23 protein-coding genes are annotated in these 25,346 nt (G+C 61.2%); 14 read left to right on the top strand and 9 right to left on the bottom strand.

Annotated elements, in window-relative coordinates:
- Positions 1-179: 179 nt before the first annotated feature.
- The 4 genes from doeB to L6D80_RS03690 form a co-directional block, all read right to left on the bottom strand.
- The gene (gene doeB, locus L6D80_RS03705; RefSeq protein ID WP_176514204.1) at positions 180-1,172 is read right to left on the bottom strand and encodes a N(2)-acetyl-L-2,4-diaminobutanoate deacetylase DoeB; all 993 of its coding nucleotides are present in this window, start codon (positions 1,170-1,172) and stop codon (positions 180-182) included.
- 78 nt (positions 1,173-1,250) lie between these two features.
- Entirely contained in the window at positions 1,251-2,426 is a 1,176-nt protein-coding gene (locus tag L6D80_RS03700) for a M24 family metallopeptidase (protein WP_176514202.1), read from the bottom strand.
- Positions 2,427-2,727: 301 nt separating this feature from the next.
- On the bottom strand, positions 2,728-3,504 hold the full coding sequence (locus L6D80_RS03695; protein WP_054899695.1) for an ABC transporter substrate-binding protein: 777 nt from the start codon (positions 3,502-3,504) through the stop codon (positions 2,728-2,730).
- 208 nt (positions 3,505-3,712) lie between these two features.
- Positions 3,713-4,636, bottom strand: a complete 924-nt coding sequence (locus L6D80_RS03690) for a LysR family transcriptional regulator (RefSeq protein WP_176514200.1) — start codon at positions 4,634-4,636, stop codon at positions 3,713-3,715.
- Between the two features lie 157 nt (positions 4,637-4,793).
- Here L6D80_RS03690 and L6D80_RS03685 point away from each other — a divergent pair, with 157 nt between their 5' ends.
- On the top strand, positions 4,794-5,234 hold the full coding sequence (locus L6D80_RS03685; protein ID WP_176514198.1) for a DoxX family protein: 441 nt from the start codon (positions 4,794-4,796) through the stop codon (positions 5,232-5,234).
- 19 nt (positions 5,235-5,253) lie between these two features.
- Entirely contained in the window at positions 5,254-6,150 is an 897-nt protein-coding gene (locus L6D80_RS03680) for a pirin family protein (RefSeq protein ID WP_176514196.1), read from the top strand.
- Positions 6,151-6,228: 78 nt separating this feature from the next.
- Here L6D80_RS03680 and L6D80_RS03675 read toward each other — a convergent pair whose 3' ends face one another.
- The gene (locus L6D80_RS03675) at positions 6,229-6,732 is read right to left on the bottom strand and encodes a CinA family protein (RefSeq protein ID WP_054899691.1); all 504 of its coding nucleotides are present in this window, start codon (positions 6,730-6,732) and stop codon (positions 6,229-6,231) included.
- A gap of 191 nt (positions 6,733-6,923) precedes the next feature.
- Here L6D80_RS03675 and L6D80_RS03670 point away from each other — a divergent pair, with 191 nt between their 5' ends.
- Both L6D80_RS03670 and L6D80_RS03665 read left to right on the top strand, forming a co-directional pair.
- Positions 6,924-7,157 (top strand): PLD nuclease N-terminal domain-containing protein, encoded by a 234-nt coding sequence (locus tag L6D80_RS03670; RefSeq protein ID WP_176514194.1) that lies wholly within the window; start codon positions 6,924-6,926, stop codon positions 7,155-7,157.
- Positions 7,158-7,165: 8 nt separating this feature from the next.
- Positions 7,166-7,324 (top strand): hypothetical protein, encoded by a 159-nt coding sequence (locus tag L6D80_RS03665; RefSeq protein WP_176514192.1) that lies wholly within the window; start codon positions 7,166-7,168, stop codon positions 7,322-7,324.
- 269 nt (positions 7,325-7,593) lie between these two features.
- On the opposite strand, the gene L6D80_RS03660 is transcribed toward L6D80_RS03665, so the two are convergent.
- Entirely contained in the window at positions 7,594-8,055 is a 462-nt protein-coding gene (locus tag L6D80_RS03660; protein WP_176514191.1) for a type II toxin-antitoxin system YhaV family toxin, read from the bottom strand.
- A complete protein-coding gene (locus tag L6D80_RS03655; RefSeq protein WP_176514189.1) occupies positions 8,055-8,372 on the bottom strand; it encodes a type II toxin-antitoxin system PrlF family antitoxin in 318 nt (105 codons plus the stop codon). The genes L6D80_RS03660 and L6D80_RS03655 overlap by 1 nt, the downstream gene beginning before the upstream one ends.
- A 216-nt stretch (positions 8,373-8,588) precedes the next feature.
- On the opposite strand from L6D80_RS03655, the gene L6D80_RS03650 reads away from it, so the two are divergent.
- On the top strand, positions 8,589-8,804 hold the full coding sequence (locus tag L6D80_RS03650; RefSeq protein WP_472949719.1) for a transposase: 216 nt from the start codon (positions 8,589-8,591) through the stop codon (positions 8,802-8,804).
- Between the two features lie 189 nt (positions 8,805-8,993).
- On the opposite strand, the gene L6D80_RS03645 is transcribed toward L6D80_RS03650, so the two are convergent.
- Positions 8,994-9,908 carry a LysR family transcriptional regulator gene (locus L6D80_RS03645; RefSeq protein WP_223849159.1) on the bottom strand — a complete coding sequence of 305 codons (915 nt, stop codon included), beginning with the start codon at positions 9,906-9,908 and terminating at the stop codon, positions 8,994-8,996.
- A 206-nt stretch (positions 9,909-10,114) separates the two neighbouring features.
- On the opposite strand from L6D80_RS03645, the gene L6D80_RS03640 reads away from it, so the two are divergent.
- From L6D80_RS03640 to pgm, 8 genes are all read left to right on the top strand, one after another.
- Positions 10,115-11,137, top strand: coding sequence for a zinc-dependent alcohol dehydrogenase family protein (locus L6D80_RS03640; protein ID WP_054899682.1), 1,023 nt, complete (start codon positions 10,115-10,117; stop codon positions 11,135-11,137).
- 485 nt (positions 11,138-11,622) lie between these two features.
- Positions 11,623-13,011: a hypothetical protein gene (locus L6D80_RS03635; protein ID WP_176514187.1), complete on the top strand. Its 1,389-nt coding sequence runs from the start codon at positions 11,623-11,625 to the stop codon at positions 13,009-13,011.
- The gene (locus L6D80_RS03630; RefSeq protein WP_176514185.1) at positions 13,001-14,311 is read left to right on the top strand and encodes an aminotransferase class I/II-fold pyridoxal phosphate-dependent enzyme; all 1,311 of its coding nucleotides are present in this window, start codon (positions 13,001-13,003) and stop codon (positions 14,309-14,311) included. The genes L6D80_RS03635 and L6D80_RS03630 overlap by 11 nt, the downstream gene beginning before the upstream one ends.
- A gap of 350 nt (positions 14,312-14,661) precedes the next feature.
- On the top strand, positions 14,662-15,630 hold the full coding sequence (locus tag L6D80_RS03625) for a tripartite tricarboxylate transporter substrate binding protein (RefSeq protein ID WP_176514182.1): 969 nt from the start codon (positions 14,662-14,664) through the stop codon (positions 15,628-15,630).
- A 62-nt stretch (positions 15,631-15,692) separates the two neighbouring features.
- Positions 15,693-16,184, top strand: coding sequence for a GNAT family N-acetyltransferase (locus L6D80_RS03620; protein WP_176514180.1), 492 nt, complete (start codon positions 15,693-15,695; stop codon positions 16,182-16,184).
- A gap of 82 nt (positions 16,185-16,266) precedes the next feature.
- Complete coding sequence (locus L6D80_RS03615; protein WP_176514178.1) at positions 16,267-17,916, top strand: VRR-NUC domain-containing protein; 1,650 nt, start codon at positions 16,267-16,269, stop codon at positions 17,914-17,916.
- Entirely contained in the window at positions 17,913-20,174 is a 2,262-nt protein-coding gene (locus L6D80_RS03610) for an ATP-dependent DNA helicase (protein WP_176514176.1), read from the top strand. Before L6D80_RS03615 ends, L6D80_RS03610 begins: the two co-directional genes overlap by 4 nt.
- 86 nt (positions 20,175-20,260) lie before the next feature.
- Positions 20,261-21,898, top strand: a complete 1,638-nt coding sequence (gene pgm / locus L6D80_RS03605; protein WP_176514174.1) for a phosphoglucomutase (alpha-D-glucose-1,6-bisphosphate-dependent) — start codon at positions 20,261-20,263, stop codon at positions 21,896-21,898.
- 40 nt (positions 21,899-21,938) lie between these two features.
- On the opposite strand, the gene L6D80_RS03600 is transcribed toward pgm, so the two are convergent.
- Positions 21,939-22,637, bottom strand: a complete 699-nt coding sequence (locus L6D80_RS03600; RefSeq protein WP_054899674.1) for a pirin family protein — start codon at positions 22,635-22,637, stop codon at positions 21,939-21,941.
- Positions 22,638-22,823: 186 nt separating this feature from the next.
- On the opposite strand from L6D80_RS03600, the gene L6D80_RS03595 reads away from it, so the two are divergent.
- On the top strand, positions 22,824-25,328 hold the full coding sequence (locus L6D80_RS03595) for a UvrD-helicase domain-containing protein (RefSeq protein ID WP_176514172.1): 2,505 nt from the start codon (positions 22,824-22,826) through the stop codon (positions 25,326-25,328).
- Positions 25,329-25,346 lie beyond the last annotated feature (18 nt).

Genomic DNA, 25,346 nt, shown 5'->3' with positions numbered 1-25,346 from the left:
AAGCTAGTATCCGTATATTGCCGAGCGTTAGCGTGCGTTGATCGCGTGGCAAATGCGGGATAACTGCAATTGGAAGGTGGGAGGCGCAGGATCGCGACGGGGGAGGGTTGTACTGTGCCAGGGGGGCTGTGGCGGCCTCGACACGCAGAGGTCGAAGGCCGGCACAGCATCAGCCGGGGTTAAACGACGACGCCGAGCACTGCGAGGGTGTCGCCGCATTGAACCAGGCCGGGGAAATGGCGGCAGGCCAGCAGCCCGTCACGTTTGGCCAGGTACTCGACGGGAGGGGCTCCTGTGCGGGTAGCGTCATAGACCCGCGCCACCACGTCACCTGCACGGACCGAATCGCCCAGGTTGAAGCAGAGCTCGATCAGGCCAGCATGTTCGCTGGTGATGAAGCAGTCGCCATCGGGCATGTCCAGCATGATGCACGCCTCACCAGGCCCCAGTTCACCAGCAGTCACACCTGCGTGAATAAGGAAGTTCCTGACACCGCGCTCGGCGATCTCGATGGTGGTCGCAGTGCTTGAGCCGCCTCCGCCCAACTCAGTGGTCACAAAGACCTTGCCGGCCTCTTCGGCTGCCGTATCGAACATGCCCACGCTGTCGATCTCCAGCATCATCATGCTGAAGGGGGCGGCAAAGGCCCGCATGGCCTGTTCGGCACGGTGTTGTTGAACTTTGTCGGCAAGGATGTGCACCGCAGAAAACGGGACGAAGTCCAGGGTCTTGCCACCCGAGTGGATGTCCAGGACATAATCGGCCATTGGCAGGATGAAGCGCTGAATGTAATCGGCGATCTTCTGCGTCACGGTGCCGTCGGGCTTGCCCGGGAACGTGCGGTTGAGGTTGCCGTGGTCAATGGGTGAAGTACGCGTGCCGGCCTTGAACGCAGGGTAATTCATGAACGGGATGATGATGACCCGCCCCTGAACGTCTTCGGCGTTTAGCGTGGAAGCGAGTTTGGTGAGCGCAACCGGGCCTTCGTATTCATCACCATGATTGCCGCCGGTCAGCAGCACGGTGGGCCCTGAACCCTGTTTGACCACGGTCACCGGGATCATGATCGACCCCCAGGCAGAATCGTCCCGCGAGTAGGGCAACTTCAAGAAGCCGTGTTGAACGCCGTCGCGCTCGAAGTCGACGGTAGGCTTGATCGGGCTTGGTTTCATGGCAGTTCCTGGATAGCAATGTCGGGGCAGTGCCAAGCGGCCTGCACAGGCGAATTTGCGCAGGCCGGTTGGGGAGGGTCAGGCTTTCACGTGGATCTGCCGTGGCAAGGTCGAGAGGGTGTCGCAGCCCTTGTCGGTGATCACGATCGTTTCGCTGAGTTCGATGCCCCAGCCATCCATCCACATGCCGATCATGGTATGCACCACGTGCCCAGGTGTGAGCACGGTCTGGTCGCCTTGGCGGAACGAGATCGTGTGCTCACCCCAATCCGGCGAGAAGCCCAGACCGACGGAATAGCCAATACGGGACGTCTTGGTGATGCCGTAACGGCCGATCACATCCTGCCATGCAGCCGCCACGTCGTGCCCCAATGCGCCAGGGCGGGCGGCATCCAGTACGGCGTCCATGCCTTCGAGCAGGGCCTGTTCAACGTCGGCAACGTTCTGTGGCTTGTTGCCCAGTTGCAGGGTGCGCGCCAGGCAGGCGGTGTAATGGCGGCAAGCACCGGCGAGCTCGATCGCCACTGTCTCGCCGGGTTGGTATTTGCGGTCGCTCCACATGATGTGCGGCGCTGCGGCTTTTTCCCCGGCCAGGATGATGGGCGGAATCCCCGGGAAGTCACCGGCGAAATCGGGAGAACCACCCACTTGCACTGCCTGGATTTTCCCTACGGCATCACACTCACGGACACCGGGCGCGATGACCTCGAATGCGCATTCGACTGCCGCCTGGGCGAGCTTGGCGCCATTGCGCAGGTAGCTCAGCTCAGTGGGTGATTTGATGGCGCGAATCCATGAGACCAGCAGGCTGGCGTCGGTAAAGCGCGCCCCCGGCAGACCTGCAATAAGGCGTTGATGGGTTTTTGCGGTGTAATAGTAGGCGTCCAGCTCAACGCCGATATGCGCCTTGCCCCAACCCTTTTGCTTGAGGTAACCCGCAATCCAGTCGATGGGGTGGCGGTCTGGCATCTGGATATAGGTTTCCGGATACCCCACGACTTGCTCCGGCGACATCCACACAGTCAGGCGCCCACCGGCGACATCGATGGAACGGCCTACCCAGATCGGTTCACCTTCCATTGGCACGATGACCACCTGAGGGGCGTAGAACGACCAGCCATCGTAGGCAGTCAGGTAGTGCTGGTTGGCGACATCGCTGATGACCAGAAGATCCAGGCCCTGGCGTTGCATCTGTTGCCTGACCTGAAACAAGCGCGTGGCGTACTCGTCTTTGCTGAAGGGAAGGGTGATCATCCCGTACTCCTGCTTGCAGTAATGCCCGACACAGTATTGTGGTTATGCAACCTGCACGGGAAGTTGAGTAAATATGATTTTTCATAACGCCCGGAGGGGCGCTAGTTATTCAAGAAAGCTGGCGAGTGAGCGATACGGTTGTCACCCCAGCCCAGGAAGTTTAAACATCCCACGTGCCGTTAAATTGCATTACTACCGGGTAGAGGCGCAGGTTTCCTGCAAAAAAAGCACACTGTTCGAAGGCGACCTGCGCGGTAGTGTTTTGCAGGCTCTGCGCGCAGGAGAGCCCAGGTGACAAGGGTTACTTGCAGCGAACATCCTCATTGAACCATTTTCTGGAAATGGCCTCGTAGGTGCCGTCCTTGAGCATGTCGTCCAGTACCTGGTTGTAGCGGGCGGCGAGGGCTGTGTTGTCTTTCTTCATCGCTGTTGCCACGCGTTCGCTGAACAGCAGGTCACCGATATAAACGGGGCGAATCGCGCCCGCCGATGCTGCGGCTTTTTGCTGCATCATCAATGCAACGAATTTGTCTGTCACCCAGGCGTCGACTTTTCCTGAGAGCAGTGCATTACGTGCATTGTCGGAAGACATGTTGCGCACTTGCACCCCGGGTACGTTCTGCAGTGCCATGAAGTAAGTCGATCCGGTCTGGACTGAAACTTTCTTGCCATTCAGGTCCTGGGCTGTCTTGACCTCGGGCCTGGTCGAAACGATCGCGCCGCCGGTGCAGTAATGAGGGGCGGTGAACAGCACAGCCTTGGCGCGCTCGTCGGTAATCCCGAACGAGGCCGTTACCATGTCCCAGCGGTCTTGTGCCAGGCCGGTAAGCAGAGAGTCGAACTCCATAGGTTTCCACTCAGGTTTCAACTTCAGGCGTGTGGCGATCTCGTTGCCGATATCCACTTCAAAACCAACAAAGTGCCCATCTTCAAAATAGGTGAACGGTTTGAAGTTGCCATAGGTGCCAATGATCAGTTGCCCGCTCTTTTCGATCTCTGCCAGGGGGCGGGCCTGGGTGTTGGAAAATAGGGTCATTGCCATCAGTGCAATGCAGCCAGCCAGAAGGCGTCTGGTCATGCTTGTATCTCCAGATAATTGTTATTGGCAGAAAAGGACATGCAGGGCCGACGACACGCCGGTTTGATGGCGTGCGTGGCCCAGCCCATCGTACTGCCGCGGTCAGTGGGATAACGCGCACATTGCTGCACTGCCTTGCTCGTTTTCAGCGGTTTTTCCGCGTTTGTGCAGGAAAACGCTCTGCCTGATGCCTGGCAATCGTGGACGCTCACACTGACGTGCTGGCCCCAGTGCTGCCGCGTTGTTGAACGAAGCGCTCGATCAACCATTGCGCGGCAGGGCCGGGCGGGAGATCCGTGCGGTAGATCACGTCGAAGGCGTACGCTGCGCTTTGGTATTCAGGAATGTTCAATTGAACGAGGCGGCCGCTTTGCAGGTCTTCCTGGACCATCGGAGCCGGCATGTTTCCCCAGCCGATGCCTTCTCGCAGCAACATATGTTTGGCGCCCAGGTCCGCCAGCCGCCAGGTGCGATTACTGAGCACAGCGAAATCCTTGTCTTGGGTCAGGCGCGAGCGATCAGACAGCACCAGTTGAATGTGTTCACGCCCGGCACCTGGAACATTGGCGTCGCTTGACGCCAGCGGATGATTGGGCGCCGCTACCGGAATCAACTCGACGCTGCCGATGGCAATTCTTTCGATCCCGTTGATGCCCTCATGCAATGGGCCGCTTACGCCGATGATCGCGCCGCGGTTGACCACGCGATCGGTGACAGCCCCGAGCGCTTCCATGTGCAGGTGAAGGGAAACCGTGGGGAATGCCTCGCGAAAGGATTTGAGTGCGTCCACAACCCGCTCGGCCGGAAGCATGACATCCAGTACAACGTGCACTTCAGCCTCGAGCCCCTGCAGCAACCCTTTGACCTTGGCTCGCAGGCCGTCAATACCGTTGGCGATGGTTCTGGCTTCGGCCAATACGGTACGCCCCGCATCTGTGAGCTGCGGTTTACGCGTTGTGTGGCGGTCGAATAACGACACGCCGAGCTGCATTTCCAGGTTGGTGATGGAATAGCTGATGACAGAGGTGGCGCGATGAAGTTTTCTGGCGGCGGCTGCAAAACTACCGACTTCCACGACCGTCAGAAACACGCGCAGTTGGTCGAGTGTCGGTGTTCCAGGATCTGAAAGCATTGTACGTCCTCAAGCGTCGGGGGAGCCAGGATAGCTTGCCGATTTCATCGAACATAATGTTCTAAATTAACCTGCTATTCAGATTAGCTGACGAGGCGCACCATTTCGTCACCACAGCGGTTCAGGTCGAACCGCTTACCTGTGAAGGAAAAGCCGCATGTCAGCCTCTCAAAGCATCACTCATTCGGATCACATCGAGCACAATCGTGGCGACGTGACTCAAGCCACGGCCGCGTTGGCCGGCCGTCTGTTGCTCAGCGCCATCTTCATTCTCTCGGGCGTTTCGAAACTGGCCGCGCCCGCCATGATGATCGGTTACATCAGCGCTGTCGGGCTTCCGCTTCCCCAGGTGGCGCTGGTGGTGGCGATCATTGTTGAAGTGGGGGGTGGCCTGGCGCTGATCGCGGGTTATCGCGCCCGAATCGTCGCTGCAGGGCTGGCGCTGTTCAGCGTGGTCACCGCACTGGCGTTCCATCATGCGCTGGGTGATCAGAACCAGTTCATCCACTTCTTCAAGAACCTTGCGATGGCCGGTGGCCTCTTGCAGGTTGTGGCCTTCGGTGCCGGTCGGTTCAGCCTCGACGCTCGCCGTCGTTGATACGCTCAGGAGCATCATCATGACCGTCCAACAACCTATGCGTGCTACACACGAACCTGTGACCCACCGCGCAATCAGCTACCGCACTACCGGCAGCGGGCACGGCCCGATCGTCCGGCTGATGAGCCCTTCGGACCTGGGGCATCTGGTCAAGCCATTTGTGTTCCTTGACCTGTTCGAAGGTGAGAGTTCCTTCATTCACGGTATGCCTATGCATCCGCATTCAGGGATCGCCACCATCACTGTCATTACCGAAGGTAACTTGCGCTTCGAGGTGCCTGAAGCAGGCACGGGGACGCTTGATTATGGCGGTGTTGAGTGGATGCGGGCGGGCGGCGGGGTCTGGCACGGGAAAGAGATGTCCGTAGGCACTTCGAAGCGTATCCAAGGCTTTCAGCTTTGGATTGCGCTCCCACCGGCACTGGAAAACGCGAGTGTCGATAGTCAGTACCTCGAGGCGGACAGGGTGCCTGAAGTGGGACCGGCGCGGGTGATTCTCGGGTCTTACCAAGGTGTGCAAAGCCCGGTACGCGCACCGGCGGGAGTGAATTACCTGTTGGTTACGCTGCAGGGCGGTGAGTCCTGGACCTATGTCCCGCCCGAGGGGCAGGAGACTTTGTGGCTCAGTGTCAGCCGGGGGCAGCTCGCCACACCTGGCCTGGTCATGGCGGGCGAAATGGCCGTCTTCGAACAAGGCAGTGGGGCTGTGACGCTGACGGCGATGCATGGCGACACGGTATTCGTGATGGGTTCAGCAGCGCCCCATCCCCATGACTTGGTACTGGGAAACTACTCGGTGCACACCACTGCGCAGGCCTTGCGGGCCGGAGAAGCAAACATTGCTGAAATCGGTGCTCGGTTGCGTGACCACCTGGAACACGCAAGCGCGCCCGTCACCGTGCCCGTCTTTCGGTAACCCAAGCTGTTGTCGGGCCTTCCCCTAGACGGCGATTAGCTGTGTAGCGGACCCAATAACGCTAACCGACCTTCTCCGTCAGGCGCGCTCACCGCGTAGCCAGCGCTGGTGATAGTGCGCCAGGCGCGACAGCCCATAGAGCGCTCCTTGACGCATGATGTCTGCACGGCCACCGAAGAACCGTTGGCTGCGGGTAAACACCGCCAAGGGTTCGCCGGCAAATGCCCAGGCGAAGCACAGCGTGCCGGGTGCGATACCCTCCTGCGGTTCGGGCCCCGTGATGCCCGTACTGGCAATAGCGACGCTGGCGTCGCTGTCCTTCAATGCACCCAATGCCATCTCCCAGGCGACCGCCTCGCTGGTCAGCCCGTAGCGTTCGATGGTTTGCGGACTGACCCCTAGCAGCCGTTTCTTGGCGCTGGGGGAATACACCACATAGCCGCTCTCCAGTACTTCACCGGTGCCCGGCAATGCCGCCAGCAGGGCGACCATCGCGCCGGCTGTGCAGGATTCGGCGGTGGTGAGTACCAACTTGTGCGACTTGAGGTAATCAAGTGTCTCGAGCACGGGATCCGTAGCCATTGCGCAACCCTCGCAGACGGTGTTGCGGTGGACGTGCTGACTGCGGCGTTGGTTCATTGCCAACGGCGTCCGCTCATCATGGCCGAGTAAACCTGCCTGAACTTTGCCAGGTGCGATGGCTTCACTCTAGTAGGGGCTGTGATGTTCGCCAAGGCGGCGCGGCCTGTTCACGGCAAAGAGGAGAGGCGCTCATGACCGAGCCTGTGACGTATTTCTGGATCGCCGTAGCGGTGGTCATTCTTCTGCTCGACCTGTGGGCCATCGTCAGCGTATTCCGCAGCGACAAGGCTGAGGTGACGAAGGTGATGTGGGCGCTGTTGCTGTTGGCGCTGCCCATCGTCGGCCTTGCGATCTGGGGTGTCTTTGGGCCGCGTGGCATCAAACGCGGCACGGGGCCATCATCACCTGAACACAGCAAGGGATAGGAGCGGGCATGTCTACATCAGAGAAGGACAAGGCAGTGGAACAGGCCAAGACTACGGGTGAGCAGGAACGGGACAACGATGCCCGGCGCCCGGATGGCTCAACCGGCACCACGCAGGATTCGACGGCGCAGAAAACCGCGCGTGGAGAGGGCAAGCGCAAGCATTGAGTCGGATTGGGCCGCATATTGCCGGGCTCGGTGATACGTGATCACTAGCAGTCAAGATGTTCCGACAGCGCTCGCTATCTATTAGAGGCTATCCGGGTCGCCGAAGAGCATTTGACCATTCCTTTAAATCAATAAGTTATGAATAGAAAAATGATTTTGTACCCCCAGATATACCCGTTTTTGCAGCAGTTGCGAGTGGACATCAGTGGACGCCTCAAGGAGGGGGAGTAGTAGGTGTTCCCCCTCATTAAGGCGCGAAGGCGCGCAGCTTATGGCTTGGACTCGCGCCAGTCGCTACGCGCAGTTGCAATCAGCGCATCCCAGTCATCAGGAGGGTGGCCGCGGCCCAACATCTTCTCGAATACGGCGTAGGGATCGGATTTGCTGCCTGCAGACCGTAGGGTGTTTTCGTCGTTGATCCATGCATAGACGATAACCTTGGACCTTGAGTCGTAGCGAAAGAACAGGCGAAAGCGCCTGCCGATTTTCGCCCGCCGCCAATGGCGGTAGGCAGTACCCAGCGTATTGCCCTGGCGAAATTCGTCACGGGCCGGGTCGGTTGGTACAGACTCCATGATCAGATGGCTCAATGCCCGGAATAGCTTGACGTTGGCGTTGCTATCAAAACCTTGCGGGTCGTTTTGCTCGGTCCGGGTGGCAGCCTCTTGCAACTTGCGTAGCTGTAGAAGTACACCTTCATGGAACAGCAGCGTCCAGCCATGGCGCTGCATCAAAGCGCCACCTCACCGTCAATCTCTTCGTCCAGATTCACATGGTGGCTCGCGTTTGCGAGCATGGTCTGCACCAAGTCGTCTGGAAGTGCGGTGATGTTTCGCCCGCTGCGGATATCAGCCTCTAGCAGGTCAAGGAACGCGCCGATGGCAGGGTCTTCGTGGTCGGCCTCGACACGGCTGACCACGACCTCACTCCCGCGGACGTCGAACGCGACCTTAGCACCGGTACTTAGGCCTAATAGTTGGCGAACGGCCTTAGGTAGGGTGACCTGGCCCTTTGAAGTTAGCGTAGCGATTTCGTGGATGGCAGGCATGAGAGTTCTCCCGGATGCTTTGATTAGATGGTAAGGAATAATCCTTACACGGTCAATCTCGGTTTCTGGCCAAGGAGCGAGAGGTGACACTGATGAGAAGAAGGGCTACGTCTGCCTTACCACCTCGGCGGCGACATACCGGGGTGGCGTATTGTAGCGGTCTAATGATTCCGGACACCCATTTAGGCGAAAATGCTCGCCATAGAGAGGTGTCTGATGACCAAGCAACGTCGTACCTTTACCCCAGAATTCAAGCGCGAAGCTGCCAGCCTGGTGCTCGACCAGGGCTATAGCCATATCGATGCCGCCCGTTCACTTGGGCTGGTGGAGTCGGCCCTGCGTCGATGGGTTAACCAGGCTGGAACGGGAAAAATCGATCTTAAAAAGGCCACCGCGCTCTTGATGGCCGAGGAACACGAGCGTTCGCGTTAATTGATCAACTTCGTTCTGAAGAGCCTGTTGATCTGTTGTGCTCGGTATTTGAAGTCACCCGGTCTTGCTATTACGCATCCAAAGCATGCCCTCAAATATGCCCCAAATCTAGCAATTAGCTGGAAGTAAATGGCTATTCAAGGCTAGAAAAAGGCTGAAATGATCAGCTAACAAGCATGCGCGAAGCCCCTAGAGGCTGTCAGGGTCGCCGAAGAACATCTGTATCCGCGACCGTAACCACCGCTCCGCCGGATCGTTGTCCTGGGCGCCGCGCCAGGCCATGTGCAGTTCGAAACTGCGCACCGGTATCGGCAGGTCTTCGGCGCGCAACCCGCCGGCGGCCGTCAGCGAATCGGCGGTGTAGTCCGGGACCGTGGCGACGATGTCGGTGCCCGCCAGCAAGCTGCCCAGCCCGTTGAACTGCGGCACGGCCAGCACCACATGCCGCTTGCGGCCGATTTCTTCCAGGGCTTCGTCGATGAACCCTGAAAGGTCGCCGGCGAACGACACCAGTGCATGTGGCCGTGCACAGAAGTCGTCGAGGGTAATGCTACCGGGCACACTGTCGGCGCGCAGCAATTTGGGCATGCTGCGGCGCAGCACCTTGCGTTTGGCGTTGGCGGGCAGTTCGCTGGTATAGCTCACCCCCACCGAGATCTCGCCCGAAGCCAGCAGGGTCGGCATCAGCAGGTAATTGACGCGGCGTACCACCAGCACGATGCCGGGCGCTTCGGCACGGATGCGCTTGAGCAGTTGCGGCAGCAGGGCGAACTCGGCGTCGTCCGACAGGCCGATGCGGAACACCGCGTTGCTGGTGGCCGGGTCGAACTCAGCGGCGCGGCTGACCGCGGTGGAGATCGAGTCCAGCGCCGGGGAGAGCAGGGCGAAGATCTCATGCGCGCGCGCGGAGGGTTCCATGCTGCGGCCAGTGCGCACGAACAATGGGTCATCAAAGAGGTTGCGCAGGCGTGACAGGGCGGCGCTGATCGCCGGCTGGCCGAGAAACAGCTTCTCGGCGGCACGGGTCACGCTACGCTCGTGCATCAGGGTTTCGAACACGATCAGTAGGTTGAGGTCTACACGACGCAGGTCGTTTCGATTCATCGGTGCGCTTCGCCTAAAGTGGGGCAGGGGTGAATCTTAAGGCCAAAGGCTGTTACCCTGCACCGATTTCCGGGGGCCAATGCATAGGAATGTGAGGTGCCCAATCGATGACAAGGATGTCGACTATTAATAGCCACTGATGGTCTAACGGCAAAAGCCCGGATAAAGTCCGTGGTAATACGAGATTCACAAAGGCGAGGTATGCGATGTCCCGCATGATCCGTTTCCACAAGTTCGGCGCTGCCGACGTGCTCCGTTGCGAGGAGCAGGCCGAACCGTCACCTGCTGTCGGCGAAGTGCAGATTCGCGTCGAAGCGATCGGCGTGAGCTGGTACGACGTGCTTTGGCGGCAGAACCTGGCTCCATCCCAGGCCCGCCTGCCGGCAGGGATCGGCCATGAAATGGCCGGTGTGGTGACTGCAGTCGGCGACGGTGTCGACGACATCGCGGTGGGCGACCGGGTGGCGAGCTTCCCGGCCACCAGCGCCAATGATCACCCGGTGTACGGTGACGTGATCGTTTTGCCACGCACCGCGATTACCCGCTACCCAGCTGTCCTTACGCCGATCGAAGCCAGCGTGCACTACACGCCGTTGCTCATCGCCTATTTCGCCTACGTCGACCTGGCCCGGGCCAAGGCGGGGCAGACCGCACTGGTTACCGACGCCAGCCACTGTGCCGGGCCTGCGTTCGTGCAATTGGGCAAGGCCCTTGGGCTGAAAGTGTTCGCCGCCACCAAGGCGCCGGAGCAGCGCGAGTACCTGCTGGGCCTGGGGGCCGACAAGGTGATCGTCACCGAAGAGCAGGACTTGCTCATGCAGATCGGCAAGTACACGGACGGGCGCGGCGTGGACATGGTGCTCGACGGCCTGGGTGGGCCGCAGATGTCGCTGCTTGGCGATGTGCTCGCCCCACGTGGCAGCCTGGTGCTCTATGGCCTGCAAGGTGGCAACCAAACGCCTTTCCCGGCTTGTGCGGCGTTCCAGAAGAACATCCAGTTCTATGTGCACTGTATCGGCAACTTCACCGGTAAACCGGAGCTGGGCATCAGCCAGGACCAGGTTGCCCTGCAACGTGCCCTGCGCGATATCAACCAGTTTACCGCCGACCAGTTGCTGACACCGCAGATCATCAAGGTCTATCCGTTCGACCAAGTGGTGCAAGCCCACCGTTACATGGATGAATGCCCGTGCGGCGGCCGGGTGGTGCTGGATATGGCGCAAGGCTGAAAACGTTTGAACGACGAATGACCCGGGCAGAAGCCCGGGTTTTTTTTGTGCGTCGATTAAGAATATTCCTACGTCGTTTTAATACATTTCCCGCGCGGTTAACACTTGTCAGACGGGTTTGGTTTAACTTTCTGAAACTATTTCCGCTTTGAGTTGAAGCGATGGGGGCGCATTTTAAGTTGCAGCGCTGCTGAATGGTTTTTTTACCTGAATCTGTATCTTTTAATCGTTCGGTAACGCTTGATAATGGCGTAATGATAGTTGGCGCAGGGAGCGTGCGATGGAGAGGCTTGAGCCTAGTGGTATGCGATTAGGGGCACCGGGCGGTACCCGACAGAAACGTTTTTTTTCAATGAACCGGCGGCAGTGATCAACCACTTCAGTGTTTCCCGTAATTTCTGGGAAGTTTCTTAATATTACTTTTCTGCATTTCTGATCGGACTGACGCATGGGTGCAGTGAATGACTGAAGTTGTGAGGTGACGCGTGAGTATTGTTCACGATCAGGCGATGCACTACATCTACCAACAGGTGCTAGAGCGCTTGTTGAGCCATATGTCCCAGGCGCAGCGTGCGTCCTTGCAGTTGCTGATCCAGCGCTTGTTGGTGGCCGCCGGAGGGCCTGAGTACATCGGGACCTTCCGGCTGCTGGTGATGCAGGGTGGCGATCGTCGCAGCGCCCGCTTGCTGGCGATTCTGCGTGCTGCCCAGTTGAGCATTGCGTTGCGCGCGCCGGTCACGTTTCAGCTACGTGTCGTGGTGGTCTGCGTGCCGGGCGTCAGCAGTGCACTGATCGAGCATCACGAACAGAGTTTCAACGCCTTGTTCATGCATGATGATGTGCGGGTGCAGTTGCAGACGCTCGAAGCAGGGGTGATAACGCCTTTCAGCCGACCGGCCGCCGTGGCAGCCGAACACTGGAACCTGTCGCGGGATGCGATGCTGCTGTTCGGCCATCTGGTTGATGCGCGACCGGAGGCCGTGCTGGGTAGCCGCGTGCAGTTGGAGCTGGCTGCGGCCTTGCGCCTGGCGCTGGAGGGCCAGCCGTGGGCCGATGCGCTGGTCACAGCCATGCCTTTGCGCCAGCGGCGGCGCTACCTGGCCTGGGCGCGACGGGGCCTGCGTCTTGCAGGTGAAGCGGGCTCGGCCACTTTGCATCATTGCATGGCGACCCTGGCCGACCGATTGGGGCAGTTGCATGCTGTCGCCGGCTCCCCCCTTGATGAGCCGGGCACGTTAGGGTGCGAGCCGCTTGCGCAGGTCCCGTTGAGAGTCATAGCCCTGGACGACCTGCTGCCGCAGCTGTTGGGCGACGGTGAGCTGGACCAGATGATGGGCTGCTTCGAACCCTCGCGAGAAACCCTACCCTTGGCGGCATTGCTCGACCCCTTGGCCCTGGCCCAGTTGCATGAGCTGCGCGCGCAGTGCAGCAAGCAGGCAACGCCCAGGCAAACCTTGCACTTGGTTTGCCACAAAGGCGTCAGCATGCAGCACAGCCCGCAGCAGGTCCGATTCGCCAACGCCTATGGCATCAACCCGATTCAACTGACCTGCATGCTGCACAGCCCATTTGCCGACCAGGGCAAAGGCCTGGAGCGTTTCCTGCAGTGTTGCCATCGGGACATGCTGGTGGCATTGCCGTATCTTCATCGCGCTTTGCAAGGCAAACCATGCCCCGAAGCTGTCAAGGACTGGCTGGTCAGTACCAGTGGCCTGACACTTGTGCAGTTGCGCGCGATCTATGCCGGGCGGCTACACCGGAGCGCCCGGCGCCTGCTGGCCAACCTGGCCAGGCGCGATGTGCACCTGGCATGGCTGGCGCCTGCGCCTGAGACGGGAGCGCTCGCTTGCAAGGGGCACGCGGATGGGGCGTGAGTTCGCCTATCAGACGGTGTATCACTATCTGCAAGCATTGATCGACGAAGCAGAACGGGGAGGGCAGACGCGTTTGCCTTCATTGCGGGCCTTGTCCCGGCGCCTGCGTGTGTCACTGGCCACCGTGCAGGCTGCCTATGGTCTGCTGGAGCATGAAGGCCGTGTATTGTCGGTACCCAAGTCGGGCTATTTCGTGCAGGCCCGTGGGGCTGCACCACCCCTGGGTGATCGAATGATGTCGGCACAGCTCTTGATTGAACGCACGCTATTTGCCCATGAGCGGCGCCTTGCGCGCCAGCGTAAAAACCTGGCGCCTGCGCCGCAGAGCATGGTGGGTACGCGCCTGCGTAATGCCCTGGCAGAGCGTTATACGCGCTCGTCGCGCCAAACGTGGCGGGCCGAGGACGTGCACCTGGGGCACGACGTGCAGGCGTTGCTGGAAACGCTATTCGCAGCATTGGCGCTGCAAGGCTGCACAGTGCTGGTGGCCTCGCCGTGCTGTTGGCGGCTGCTGGGGGTATTGCAGCGTCTGGGCATGCAGGTACAGGAGCTACCGTTGAACACGCAAGGGGCCCCGGACCTTGGCAGCCTGGCGAGGATGCTCCGGCAAACGTCGGTGCGCATGATGATCATGCCGTCTTGCCTCGGCCTGCCCCTGGGGCGGCTGATGACGGCAGAGGACCAACAGCAGATTGCCGAAGTGTTGGCCGGCTACCCCGTGTGGCTGCTGGAAAACGACCTGGACAGCGAACGCTGTTTCAGCACGCCCCCCGCTTCGCGTTTGCGTGACTGGGTTGACCCGGGCAGGCTGCTCGTGCTCGGTTCGCTGGAGGCGGCGGTGGGTGCCGAAGCGCCCTACGCTTATGTGTTGAGCAGGCACACTGCATTGGCCGAAGCGTTTGCCTTGCGTGCCTTTCACCTCCCACCCTTGCGCCAGCAAGCATTGGCACAGATGTTCGCCAAGGGAGAAATCGACGCACAATTGTGCCGGCTGCGCGTGCTGCTGCAGCGGCGCATGGAGCTGTTTTGTCAGCAGCTTGCAACGCGCCTGGGCAGGCAGGTGGACTTTGCCATGCCTGACGGCGGCCAGGTTGTATGGGTGCGCCTGCAACAGCCCGTCCAGGTGGATCGCCTGCTCGCGGTCGAGGGCGAAACGGCCCTGCAGGTTCTGACGGGCGCCCGCTTCAGCTTGCAAGGACATTTCCAACAGTATCTGGCCCTCACCTGGGCGGGAGGCCAGGCAGACGAACTGGATAAGGCGTTGTCCAAGTTGGCGAATGCACTGAGTTCCGGTATTTGATGGCGCGGTGCAAAGATGCGCTTCCAAGGTGAAGCAATGCTTCAGACCCAACGTGGAGTGCTAGCCGTTTCACTGTACTGCTCGAACCTTTCGCTCAGCTTTCGAAAGCGGCACTTTGGTTAGAATTTCATGTTGATTGTCGACATTCTATTTTTGGTGCATGAGCGCCTGGATTGCGCTGAACTCGATCAGAAAATATATGTAATTTGTAATTTCCTGATTTAAAAAAGTTTTTTAGACTTTCATCGCCCGCCATGATGCCGCTTCACCGTCGTGCTCTTGCACAACGGCAAAGTCCCTGCCCAGAATGTGTCGACAATCATAATGCTGGAAAGCGTGAGGGAACGGGTATGAGGTTTCTAATGCACGGCTTCTGCCTGGTCGCTTGTTCGTTGTTGGCGCCCTATGAGTACGCGCATTCCGCGACACCGGAGTGCATTGTGCCTGGCTCACCGGGGGGCGGAGGCGACTTGACATGCCAGCTGATAAAAAGCGCCTTGGCCGAGGCAAAGGTATTCAACGAGCCGATGCAGGTCAGCTACATGCCGGGTGGGGTTGGGGCGGTCACCTACAACACGATCGTCGTTCAACGGCCGGCAGAGCCTGACACACTGATTGCGTGGTCGAGCGGGTCACTACTCAACATCGCCCAGGGGAAATTTGGTCGCTTCGATGAAAGTGCGGTGCGCTGGGTTGCCGCCGTGGGTAAAAGTTACGGTGCTATTGCCGTAAGAAGCGATTCCCCTTACCAGAACCTAGATGACCTGGTCAAAGCACTGAAAAAACAACCTCGGCGTGTGCTGTTCGGCTCTGGCGGAACTGCTGGGGGACAGGATTGGGTACAGGCAGCCCTTATCGCCAAAGCCGCGGGCATTGATATTGCTGATTTACGCTACATTGCTCTGGAGAGCGGGGGTGAAAGTGCTACGGCCTTACTGGGTGGTTACACCGAAGTGAGCAGCACCGATGTATTTGAGTCCATGCCCTATGTACGCCGAGGTCAGATGAGGCTGCTTGCCGTTCTTGCCGAACAGCGGCTTGACGGTGAACTCAAGGACATTCCTACCGCGAAGGAGCAGGGCTACGATATCGTCTGCCCAGTTGTCAGAGGCTATTACCTGGGCCCCAACGTCAGTGATGAGGACTATGCGCGGTGGAAAACGCTGTTTGACCAGCAACTGGCCTCGGATCAATTTGCCCGGCTGCGTGCCGAGCGTAGGCTGCTGCCCTTTGCGCTGACGGGTGACGAACTGCAAGCCTATGTACAACAGCAAGTCAAGCACTACAAAGCGTTGATCAAGGACCTGAGAAAGGAGTGACCGGGCAGGTAGCCAGTGATTGGCTTATCATGGCCGCTTTGTTCATCTCCAGGAGCCCAGGCATGAGCACCGCGCATTTGCGACAACCCGTCTCCCAGGACGCCCAACGTTGCTACCAGATCGAAACCGGTGCCTACGAGGGGGATGAGGCTGCAACCCTTGAAAAGATCGCCACGCGCATCGCCCAGTACCCCGAGGGTTTCCTGATTCTGGAGGTCGACGGCGAGGTGATCGGGTTCATCAACAGCGGTTGTGCCCATGAGGTGGTGATGGCCGATGAAGCGTTCAAGGAACTGGTAGGCCATGACCCGGCCGCCGACAACGTTGTGATCATGTCGGTAGTGGTAGAACCGGCCCATCAGGGCAAGGGCTACTCAACGCTGTTGATGAATGCCTTTGTCGAGCGCATGAAGGCGCTGGGCAAGAAAACCATCCACCTGATGTGCAAGGAACAGCATGTCGCGCTGTACCGAAAAATGGGCTACCAGTATGTGAAGCCTTCGCCCTCGGACCACGGCGGTATGGCCTGGCATGAAATGATTCTGACGCTCTGAGCGGTTTACGACGCGTGGCGCTTGCCAGTGGTCGTTGGCTGTATGTATAAACAGTGTCTAATTTCTACGCCCGACTTGTCTTGTGATCGCCCATTCCGTCGATGACCCGCTGTACTACCTGCATAACTTTCGGCAGGTCCTGCTGTGGGTCGAACAACGCTACGCCGACCTGCTGGATACGCAGGAGCTTGCCTTCATCCATGCGTTTGCAGCGCTTGCCCAACCGGCCCAGGCGTTGATGGTGCGCATGGTGATGCGTAAGGGTGAGCTGTTTCGCAGCGACCGCCTCGACTATGCCGAAATCGGCGATACCTACCGCGCATTGCAGCCTCTGCAAGCGCTGGGCTGGGTGCGTGAGCCCGCTCAGTTGAGCCTGGAGCAGTTGTTTGCCTTGCTGCGCAAGGACGAGCTGGCCGGGTGTTTCGCCGAGCAACTGAGCTGCCCTCGTTTAGCCAAGGGCGAGCTGTTCAAGCAACTTCAGGCGCTGGCGCCGGCCCCCAGGCCGTTATCCGAGTGGTTTGCCGAGGCCCCAGTGCAAATCGTAGAGTGGTGCCTGCAGCCGTTATGCGACCGTATCCGCTTGTTGTTCTTTGGCAACCTGTACCAGGACTGGTCGGAGTTCGTCCTTGCCGACCTTGGCCTGCTGCGCTTCGAGCAAGTGCCGTTCAGCCCTGGCTCACGGGCCCTGCAGCAGCGCATCGAGGTCGACCTGGCCATGGCGTTGCATCAGTGTACCGAGCGTCTGGAACGGGGTGAGCCACCGGTGTCGATCCTGGACGCGCTGGCGGGGTGGCGCAGCGACAACCCCTGGCTGGCCCGCCGTCATGCGCGCCTGCTGTTCGCCCTGGGGCAGCAATGCGAGCGCTCGGGCGAATGGGAACTGGCGCTTGAGGTGTATGCCCAGAGCAGCCATGCGCAAGCCCGTATTCGCCGGGTGCGTGTGCTTGAGCGCAGCGAACGCTGGGCAGAGGCCCATACCCTGGCCCTGCACCTGGCTGAAACCCCTGCCAATGCCTTGGAAGTGCAGGCCTTGCAGCGCATGTTACCGCGCCTGGCCCGCAAGCTGGGCGGGCCGGTACAGCGGCGGCGGCGTGCCGCTGTGCCTGAACTGATCGAGCTGCAACTGCCACGTGAGCAGGCTGCGCTGGGTGTGGAAGAGGCGGTTCGGCAACACCTGGCGCAGGCGGGAGGGCAGGTCCACTACGTGGAGAATACGCTGTTCAACAGCCTGTTCGGCCTGTTGTGCTGGGACGCGATTTTCGCCCCGGTTCCCGGCGCATTCTTCAACCCCTTCCAGGCGGCGCCCCAGGACCTGCACGACAGCGATTTCCAGTTGCGCCGCGCTGCGCAGTTCGATGCCTGCCTGGGTCGGCTCGACGACGGCAGCCATCGCCAGGCAATACTCGACTGCTATGCGGCCAAGCATGGCCTGCAATCGCCCTTCGTGTTTTGGCCGATGCTCAGCGAGGCCCTGCTTGCCCAAGCTCTGGCGTGCCTGCCGCCTGCACACCTCAAGCAGTGCTTCCTGCGCCTGTTGCAGGACATTCGCAACAACCGCGCAGGCATGCCGGACCTGGTTCAGTTCTGGCCGGAGCAGGGCCAGTACCGCATGGTCGAGGTCAAGGGGCCGGGTGATCGGTTGCAAGACAACCAGTTGCGTTGGCTGGCCTTCTGCGCCGAGCATGGCTTGCCCGTAGCGGTGTGCCATGTGCGCTGGGACGAAACCGCGTGAGCTACCGGGTGGCGGTGCGCGCGCTCTGCGAGTTCAGCGCCAAGGCCGGTGACCTGGACCTGCGCTTTACGCCGTCGCCCACAGCGCAGGAGGGCATAGCAGGCCATCGCCGCGTCGTGGCGCGGCGTGCCGCTGGGTACGAGGCCGAGGTCGCCCTCGAAGGCCACTATCCGGGCCTGCTGGTGCGTGGGCGCGCCGATGGTTATGACCCTGCCGCCAATCGGCTGGAAGAGATCAAGACCCACCGTGGCGACCTCGCGCGCCAGCCGGCCAACCACCGCCAGTTGCATTGGGCCCAGGCCAAGGTCTACGCCTGGCTGATGTGCCAGGCGCGACAGTTGCCGGCCATCGAGGTGGCGCTGGTGTACTTGGATGTGGACAACGACAGCCAGACGCTGATCAGCCAACACTACGACGCCAGCGAGCTGCAAGCTTTCTTCGAAACCCAGTGCCAACGCTTTGTGGCCTGGGCCCAGGCCCAGGAACGGCGCCTGGCCGAGCGAAACCGTGGGCTGCAGACACTGGGCTTTCCCTACCCGCAGTTTCGTCAAGGCCAGCGGCAACTGGCAGAAACCTTGTACAAAGCCGTGAGCACCGGGCGCTGCCTGATGGCCCAGGCCAGCACGGGAATTGGCAAGACCCTGGGCACGTTGTTCCCGCTGCTTAAAGCCATGGTGCCGCAACAACTCGACAAGTTGTTCTTCCTCACGGCCAAAACCCCAGGCCGGGCACTGGCCCTGGATGCGCTGCGCCAGATCACCGAGGCCGAGCCACAGCCGGCCTTGCGCACCTTGGAACTGATTGCGCGGGACAAGGCCTGTGAACACCCGGACAAGGCCTGCCATGGCGAAGCCTGCCCCTTGGCACAGGGCTTCTACGACCGCTTGCCCGCTGCGCGCGAAGCGGCTGCGCAATTGCCACTGCTGGACCGCGCCACGCTGCGCGACGTGGCCTTGGCGCATCAGGTCTGCCCGTACTACCTCGGCCAGGAAATGGCCCGCTGGGTGGATGTACTGGTGGCCGACTACAACTATTACTTCGACGCCCACGCCCTGCTGTTCGGCCTGACCCAGGCGAACCAGTGGCGGGTTGCAGTGCTGGTGGACGAAGCGCACAACCTGGTGGAGCGTGGCCGTGGCATGTACAGCGCCAGCCTCGATCAGGGCCAACTGCTGGCGCTGCGCCAGAGCAAGCCGACAGGGTTGGTCAGCGCGCTGGATCGGTTGAACCGCCAGTGGAATGCCCTGTACAAGGAGCAGCGAGGGCCTTACCAGGCCAGTGAACTGTTGCCGGGTACCTTTTTGCGGACGTTGCAGCACTGCATCGGGCTCATCCAGGAGCGCCTGAACGAAGCGCCTGCACAGGTGGATGGGCAGGTGTTGCAGTTCTTCTACCAGGCGTTGCAGTTCAGCCGGGTGGCCGAGCTGTTCGACGACCATTTCCTGTTCGATGTGAGCGTGCGCGAGGGGCCCCGCAAACGGCGCCTGGCCAACCTGTGCCTGCGCAACGTCACCCCGGCGCGCTTGCTTGGCCCGCGCATGCAGGCCGCACGCAGCGTAACGCTGTTTTCCGCTACGCTGAGCCCGCGGCATTTCTATACCGACCTGCTTGGTATGCCGGCAGATACAGCCTGGCTCGACGTGGCGGCGCCGTTTCGCGCCGAGCAGCTCGAGGTGCGCATCGCCAGCGACGTCTCGACCCGCTATCGCGAGCGCCAGGCGTCGCTGACACCTATCGTTGCGCTGATCGCCGAACAGTACCAGCGCCAGCCTGGTAACTACCTGGCGTTCTTCAGTAGCTTCGAGTACCTGCAGCAGGTGGCAGGTCTTTTGGCCGAGCGCCATCCTGATGTGCCGCTGTGGGCCCAGGCACCGGGGATGGACGAAGAGGCCCGCCAGGCATTTCTTGCGCGCTTCGTGGCGCACGGGCAGGGCGTAGGGTTTGCCGTGCTCGGCGGCGCCTTTGGCGAGGGGGTCGATTTGCCAGGCACGCGTCTGATCGGCGCGTTCGTCGCCACCCTCGGGCTGCCCCAGGTCAACCCGGTCAACGAACAGTTCAAGCAGCGCCTGGGGCGACAGTTTGGCGCTGGTTTCGACTACGCCTACCTGTACCCCGGCGTACGCAAAGTGATCCAGGCGGCGGGGCGGGTCATTCGTGGCGACCATGACCGGGGTGTGCTGGTACTGATCGACGAACGCTTCGCCGATCCACGGGTGCAGCAGATGTTTCCCACCTGGTGGCGGACGGCTGGCGGATAATCCTTGGCAGGGTCATCGCGTCGCTTTGCAACTCCCAGTACACTGCGTGTTCCAACACCCACATTCGTTGAACTCGAGGTTTTTGCATGACGCTCAGTCCTTTGGCAGGCAAGCCGGCTCCGGCCAGCGTGCTGGTCGATATTCCCCGCCTGCTCACCGCTTACTATACCGGCCGCCCAGACGCCGCCGTGGCGGCCCAGCGCGTGGCCTTCGGCACTTCGGGGCACCGGGGCAGCTCGTTCGACCTGAGCTTCAACGAAGACCATGTGCTGGCGATTACCCAAGCCATTTGCCTGTACCGCCAGGAGAAGGGCATCGACGGCCCGCTGTTCGTGGGGGCCGACACCCACGCGCTGTCTACGCCGGCTGCGGCCAGCGCACTGGAAGTACTGGCTGCCAACGGCGTGCAGGTAATGCTGTCCAAGGACGATGAGTACACGCCGACTCCGGCAGTGTCCCACGCCATCCTGTGCTACAACCGCGGCCGTGAAAACGGCCTGGCTGACGGCATCGTCATCACCCCGTCGCACAACCCGCCGCAGAGCGGTGGTTTCAAGTACAACCCACCCAATGGCGGCCCGGCAGACAGCGACGTGACCAAGTGGGTCGAGGCCAAGGCCAACGAGCTGCTGGCTGCAGACCTTGCTGGCGTCAAGCGCATGCCCCACGCGCAAGCGTTGCAGGCGCCCACCACGCACCGCCACGACTACATCCGCCACTACGTCGCTGACTTGGAAAATGTCATCGACTTCGACGTCATCCGCAGCGCCAACCTGCGCCTGGGTGTCGATCCGCTGGGCGGTGCCGGTGTGCGCTATTGGTCGGCAATCGCCGAGCACTACAAACTCAACCTGGAGGTGGTCAACACCGAGGTCGACCCGACCTTCCGGTTCATGACCGTCGACTGGGATGGCCAGATCCGCATGGACCCTTCCTCGCCCTTTGCCATGCAGGGCCTGATTGGCCTGCGGGAGCGTTTCGACGTGGCCTTTGCCTGCGACCCGGACCATGACCGCCACGGCATCGTCACCGCCGATGGCTTGCTGCAACCGAACAACTACCTGGCGGTGGCCATCGACTACCTGTACCGCCACCGCCCGCACTGGCGCAGTGATGCTGCCGTGGGCAAGACCGTGGTGTCCAGCGGCCTGATCGACCGTGTCACCGAGCGTCTGGGCCGCACATTGTATGAAGTGCCGGTGGGCTTCAAGTACTTTGCCCAGGGCCTGTTCGACGGCTCGCTGGGCTTTGGCGGTGAAGAGAGCGCGGGGGCTTCTTTCTTGCGCAAGGACGGCTCGGTCTGGGCCACCGACAAGGACGGCCTGATCCCGGCGTTGCTGGCTGCCGAAATGACCGCCCGTACCGGCCGCAACCCGAGCCAGGCCTATGCCGACCTCACCGCGGCACTGGGCAAGCCATTCGCGACGCGGGTCGAAGCCAAGGCTGATCCACGGCAGAAGGCGTTGTTGAGCAAGCTGGCGCCGGAGCAAGTCAAGTCGACCGAACTGGCCGGCGAGCCCATCGTCCAGATCCTGAGCCACGCGCCGGGTAATGGCCAGGCCATCGGCGGGCTGAAGGTAATGACCGCCAATGGCTGGTTTGCCGCGCGGCCCTCGGGCACCGAGGACATCTACAAGATCTATGCCGAGAGCTTCATCGATGAAGCGCACCTGCAGCGCCTGGTGGCGGAAGCGCAAGTGTTGGTGGATGCCGCAATTGCCTGATTGATCAGTGGACCGGGGCTGCACGGCAGCCCCAGGACACTCATGCCACATCGACCAGCACGATCTCGCTGTCTTCGATGGCGGTTACCCGCAGTACCTCTTCCTGCTCGATCGCTACACCGTCCCGGCCTTTGGCCCGCAAACCGTTGACCTCCACCAGCCCCTTGGCCGGCACCAGATAACCCCGGCGCCCGGCATCGAAGCGGTACTCAGCCGTTTCACCCGCCTTCAAGGTAGCTGCCACCAGGCGCGCATCGGTGCGGATCTGCAAGCTCTGCTCATCACCCGCCCGACCACTGGCCAGGGTCACGAAGCCTTCGCCGCGTTCACCGTTGGGGAAAGGGCGCGAGCCCCACGACGGTGCATCGCCAACCCGCTCCGGCACGATCCAGATCTGGAAAATGCGCGTGTCGATTGCCTCCAGGTTGTATTCGCTGTGCACGATGCCGCTGCCGGCACTCATCACCTGCACATCACCTGCTTCGGTACGGCCCTTGTTGCCCAGGCTGTCCTGGTGGGTGATGGCGCCTTCACGCACATAGGTGATGATTTCCATGTCGCGGTGCGGGTGCGGCGCAAAACCGCTGCCGGCGGCGATCAGGTCATCGTTCCATACCCGCAGGTTGCCCCAATGCATACGCGCAGGGTCGTGGTACTCGGCAAAGGAGAAATGGTGGTGGGCGTCGAGCCAGCCGTGATTGGCATGGCCAAGGCTTTCGAAGGGTCGCAGTTGCAGCATGGTCGTGCTCCTTGAATCAGTGGAATGGCACCATGATGCGGCAAAGAAACATCGAAAATAAGCGTAAATATCGGCTTATTATGATCGGTTAAATCGATTTAATAATGGGAAGTGAATTATGCGATTCATCGCCTAATCTGCTGATCTGCAAGCATTCGCTGGCCATTTTTTGTCGATGCGGCGAACATGGCCGCTGATTCGATTTTCAACGGAGTAACCGTGGCCCACGAGCAACCCCAGGCCCCCGCCGACCTGACCCCGCCTGCCCAGTTACCCTGGTTTCGCCGCCTGGCGGCGCGCCTGCTGGGCAGAGGCTTGACTCATCTGCAGGCGCAGCACCGCGACTCCTGGTTCCTTGGCCATGCCACGGGCCAGCGTAGCGGCCATGCCGATGGCCTGCGCGAAGGCTTTGAACGGGGGCGGGTTGAAGGTTATGAAGCGGGGCGCCAAGTGCTGGTGATTCGCGACGCACGCCCCGACAGTACCGCCGTGCCTGGCCAGGACGACAGGCTGTTCGATGATTGGCGTCTGCCGCTCAGCGCCGAGCTGAAAAAGCGCTTCAAGGCGGACGTCGCCCAGCGCCTTCCTGCCCAGGCCCAACCCAGCCCGGCACAGTGGAAGCTGATTTTCAGCGACACGCCTTCGACCTGCGTGGTGGCGGGCGCAGGGGCGGGCAAGTCCACCTCGCTGGTGCTGCGTATCCTGCTGCTGCGTCATTATCTGGGCTACGAGCTGGATGCGATGACCGTGGTCACCTTCACCCGGGAGTCACGCAAGGACTTCATCAAGCGCCTGGTGCAGGTCTTCGCGCTGTGGCAACTCGACCTGCAACCGGCTCGCGCCCGCGAGCTGGTGCGTACCTTCCATTCGCGCATCCTACCGCTGGTGCGCAGCTTGCCGGGCTTTGCCCAGGTACGTGCGTTCGAGAACCTGGGTAACGAGATGCCGGCTGGCCGCGAAGCGGACACTGAAAGCAACCCGTTCGACCTGCGCCTGAACGACGCCCAGCGCCAGCACCTCAATCTCTGCTACAGCGGGTTGCTGGCCGACAACCCTCGCTTTGCCGAAATCGTCGCGCTTCTGCGCCGCGAAGCCCTGCAGCTCAAACCTCTGGATCCGGACCATCCTGACGTGCAGAAGCGTGTGCAGGTGACGCAACTGGCGGCTCAGCGTGACGAAGAACTGTGCGATGTGATCGAAGACTTGTGGTTCGCGGCTGGCGCGTGGCCAATCAAGGGGATCGAGCCCTGCCGTGAAACGCTGGAGATCCGTGGCAGCCGCTTCCATGTGCATGGTCGGCTGGAAGGTCTGGGTGCGTGGGTGGTGCTCGGCTTTGACCCTTCGGAAAGTGCGCAGTACCAACGCCCAGGCGCCAAACTGGCGGTACGCGCCGAATGGGCCGTCAAGCGCACGTTGTTGCAGGCGTTCTGCGACAAGCCGCTGATCTGGCTCGATAACTACGGCATGGCGCGGCGCCTGGCGGCGTCGCTGGCAGGGGATGCGGTGGCCGGCCCCGGCTTCGAATACAAGGTCAAAGGGGAGCTTGCCCCGGCACCGCTGCTCGACGCCTTCGTCGGCGCCGCCAACTTCATCGAGAACCTTGGCCTGGACGTGAACCGCGCCGTGGCGGCGATGAGCTTCCCGTCGGGTGACAGCGACGCCCTGTTCTTCGAGGCGCTGGCCTTGTACTGGAAAGCGCTGGAGGCGCACCTGTTGGCCCAGTCGCCGCCGGTGATGAGCTACAACCGCATGTTCGCCCTGTTCGGCGAGAACAACCCAGAAAACCTGCAACTGCTGCCTGATCCGTTGCTGCGACCGCTGGCCCACCTGATGATCGATGAGTTCCAGGACGTCTCGCCGCAGATCGTCAGTTGGCTGCGCGCCAGCCTGGCCGAGATTCGCCGGCGTGGGCCGACCATGCACACCGGGCGCAACGCCCAGCATTCGTCGCTGCTGTGCGTGGGCGACGATTGGCAATCGATCTATGGTTGGCGGGGCAGTTCGCCAACGTATTTCATGGAGTTCACCAAGGCGTTCCCGTCACCGGCCAATACCCGAGTCATGCTGGTCGACAACTACCGCTGCCAGCAACAGGTGATCGATGCCGCCGAGCACCTGGTCAAGGGTGCACCGGCGATTGCCGGCAAGAAGGCCCGCGCGGCAGGCCCCGCGGCCGAGTTGCCCGGCGTGCCGGTCAAGGTGTTCGACCGCGATGAAGCGGCCCTGGGCCAGACCCTGGTCGAGCATTACCAGCGTGGTGAGTCGGTGATGATGCTGTACCGCAAGAGCAGCGACAAGGCGCTGATGGATGAGCACCTGCGGCCTGTGTTGCTGGCCGAGGCGCAGTTGCCTGCAGAGCAGCGGCGCCTGCGCCAGCTGACCTACCACAGCGCCAAAGGCCTGCAGGCCGATGCCGTGTTCATGTTGGGTGATTGCCATTACGTGACCAGTTCCCCGTACAAGAACCAGGTCTATCGCCTGGCCGGCCTGGGTCGTGCCGGCGATGCGCAGCCGTTCGACACGGCACAGAAAGAAGAGGTGCAACGCCTGGCCTACGTGGCCGTGACTCGGGCCGTGAGCCACTGCTACTGGCATGTGGAGGCCGCCAACGGCGAGGCGGCAGCCGCGCCACGGGCTTCCAGCCAGGTGGATGGCCGGCAGGCCTTCTTCGAGGACCAGCGAGGGCAGTGACCGCAGGGCGATGGTGGC

The sequence above is a fragment of the Pseudomonas ceruminis genome (assembly GCF_021602025.1).
Taxonomy (GTDB): domain Bacteria; phylum Pseudomonadota; class Gammaproteobacteria; order Pseudomonadales; family Pseudomonadaceae; genus Aquipseudomonas; species Aquipseudomonas ceruminis.
This window is presented reverse-complemented; position numbering and strand designations above follow the sequence as displayed.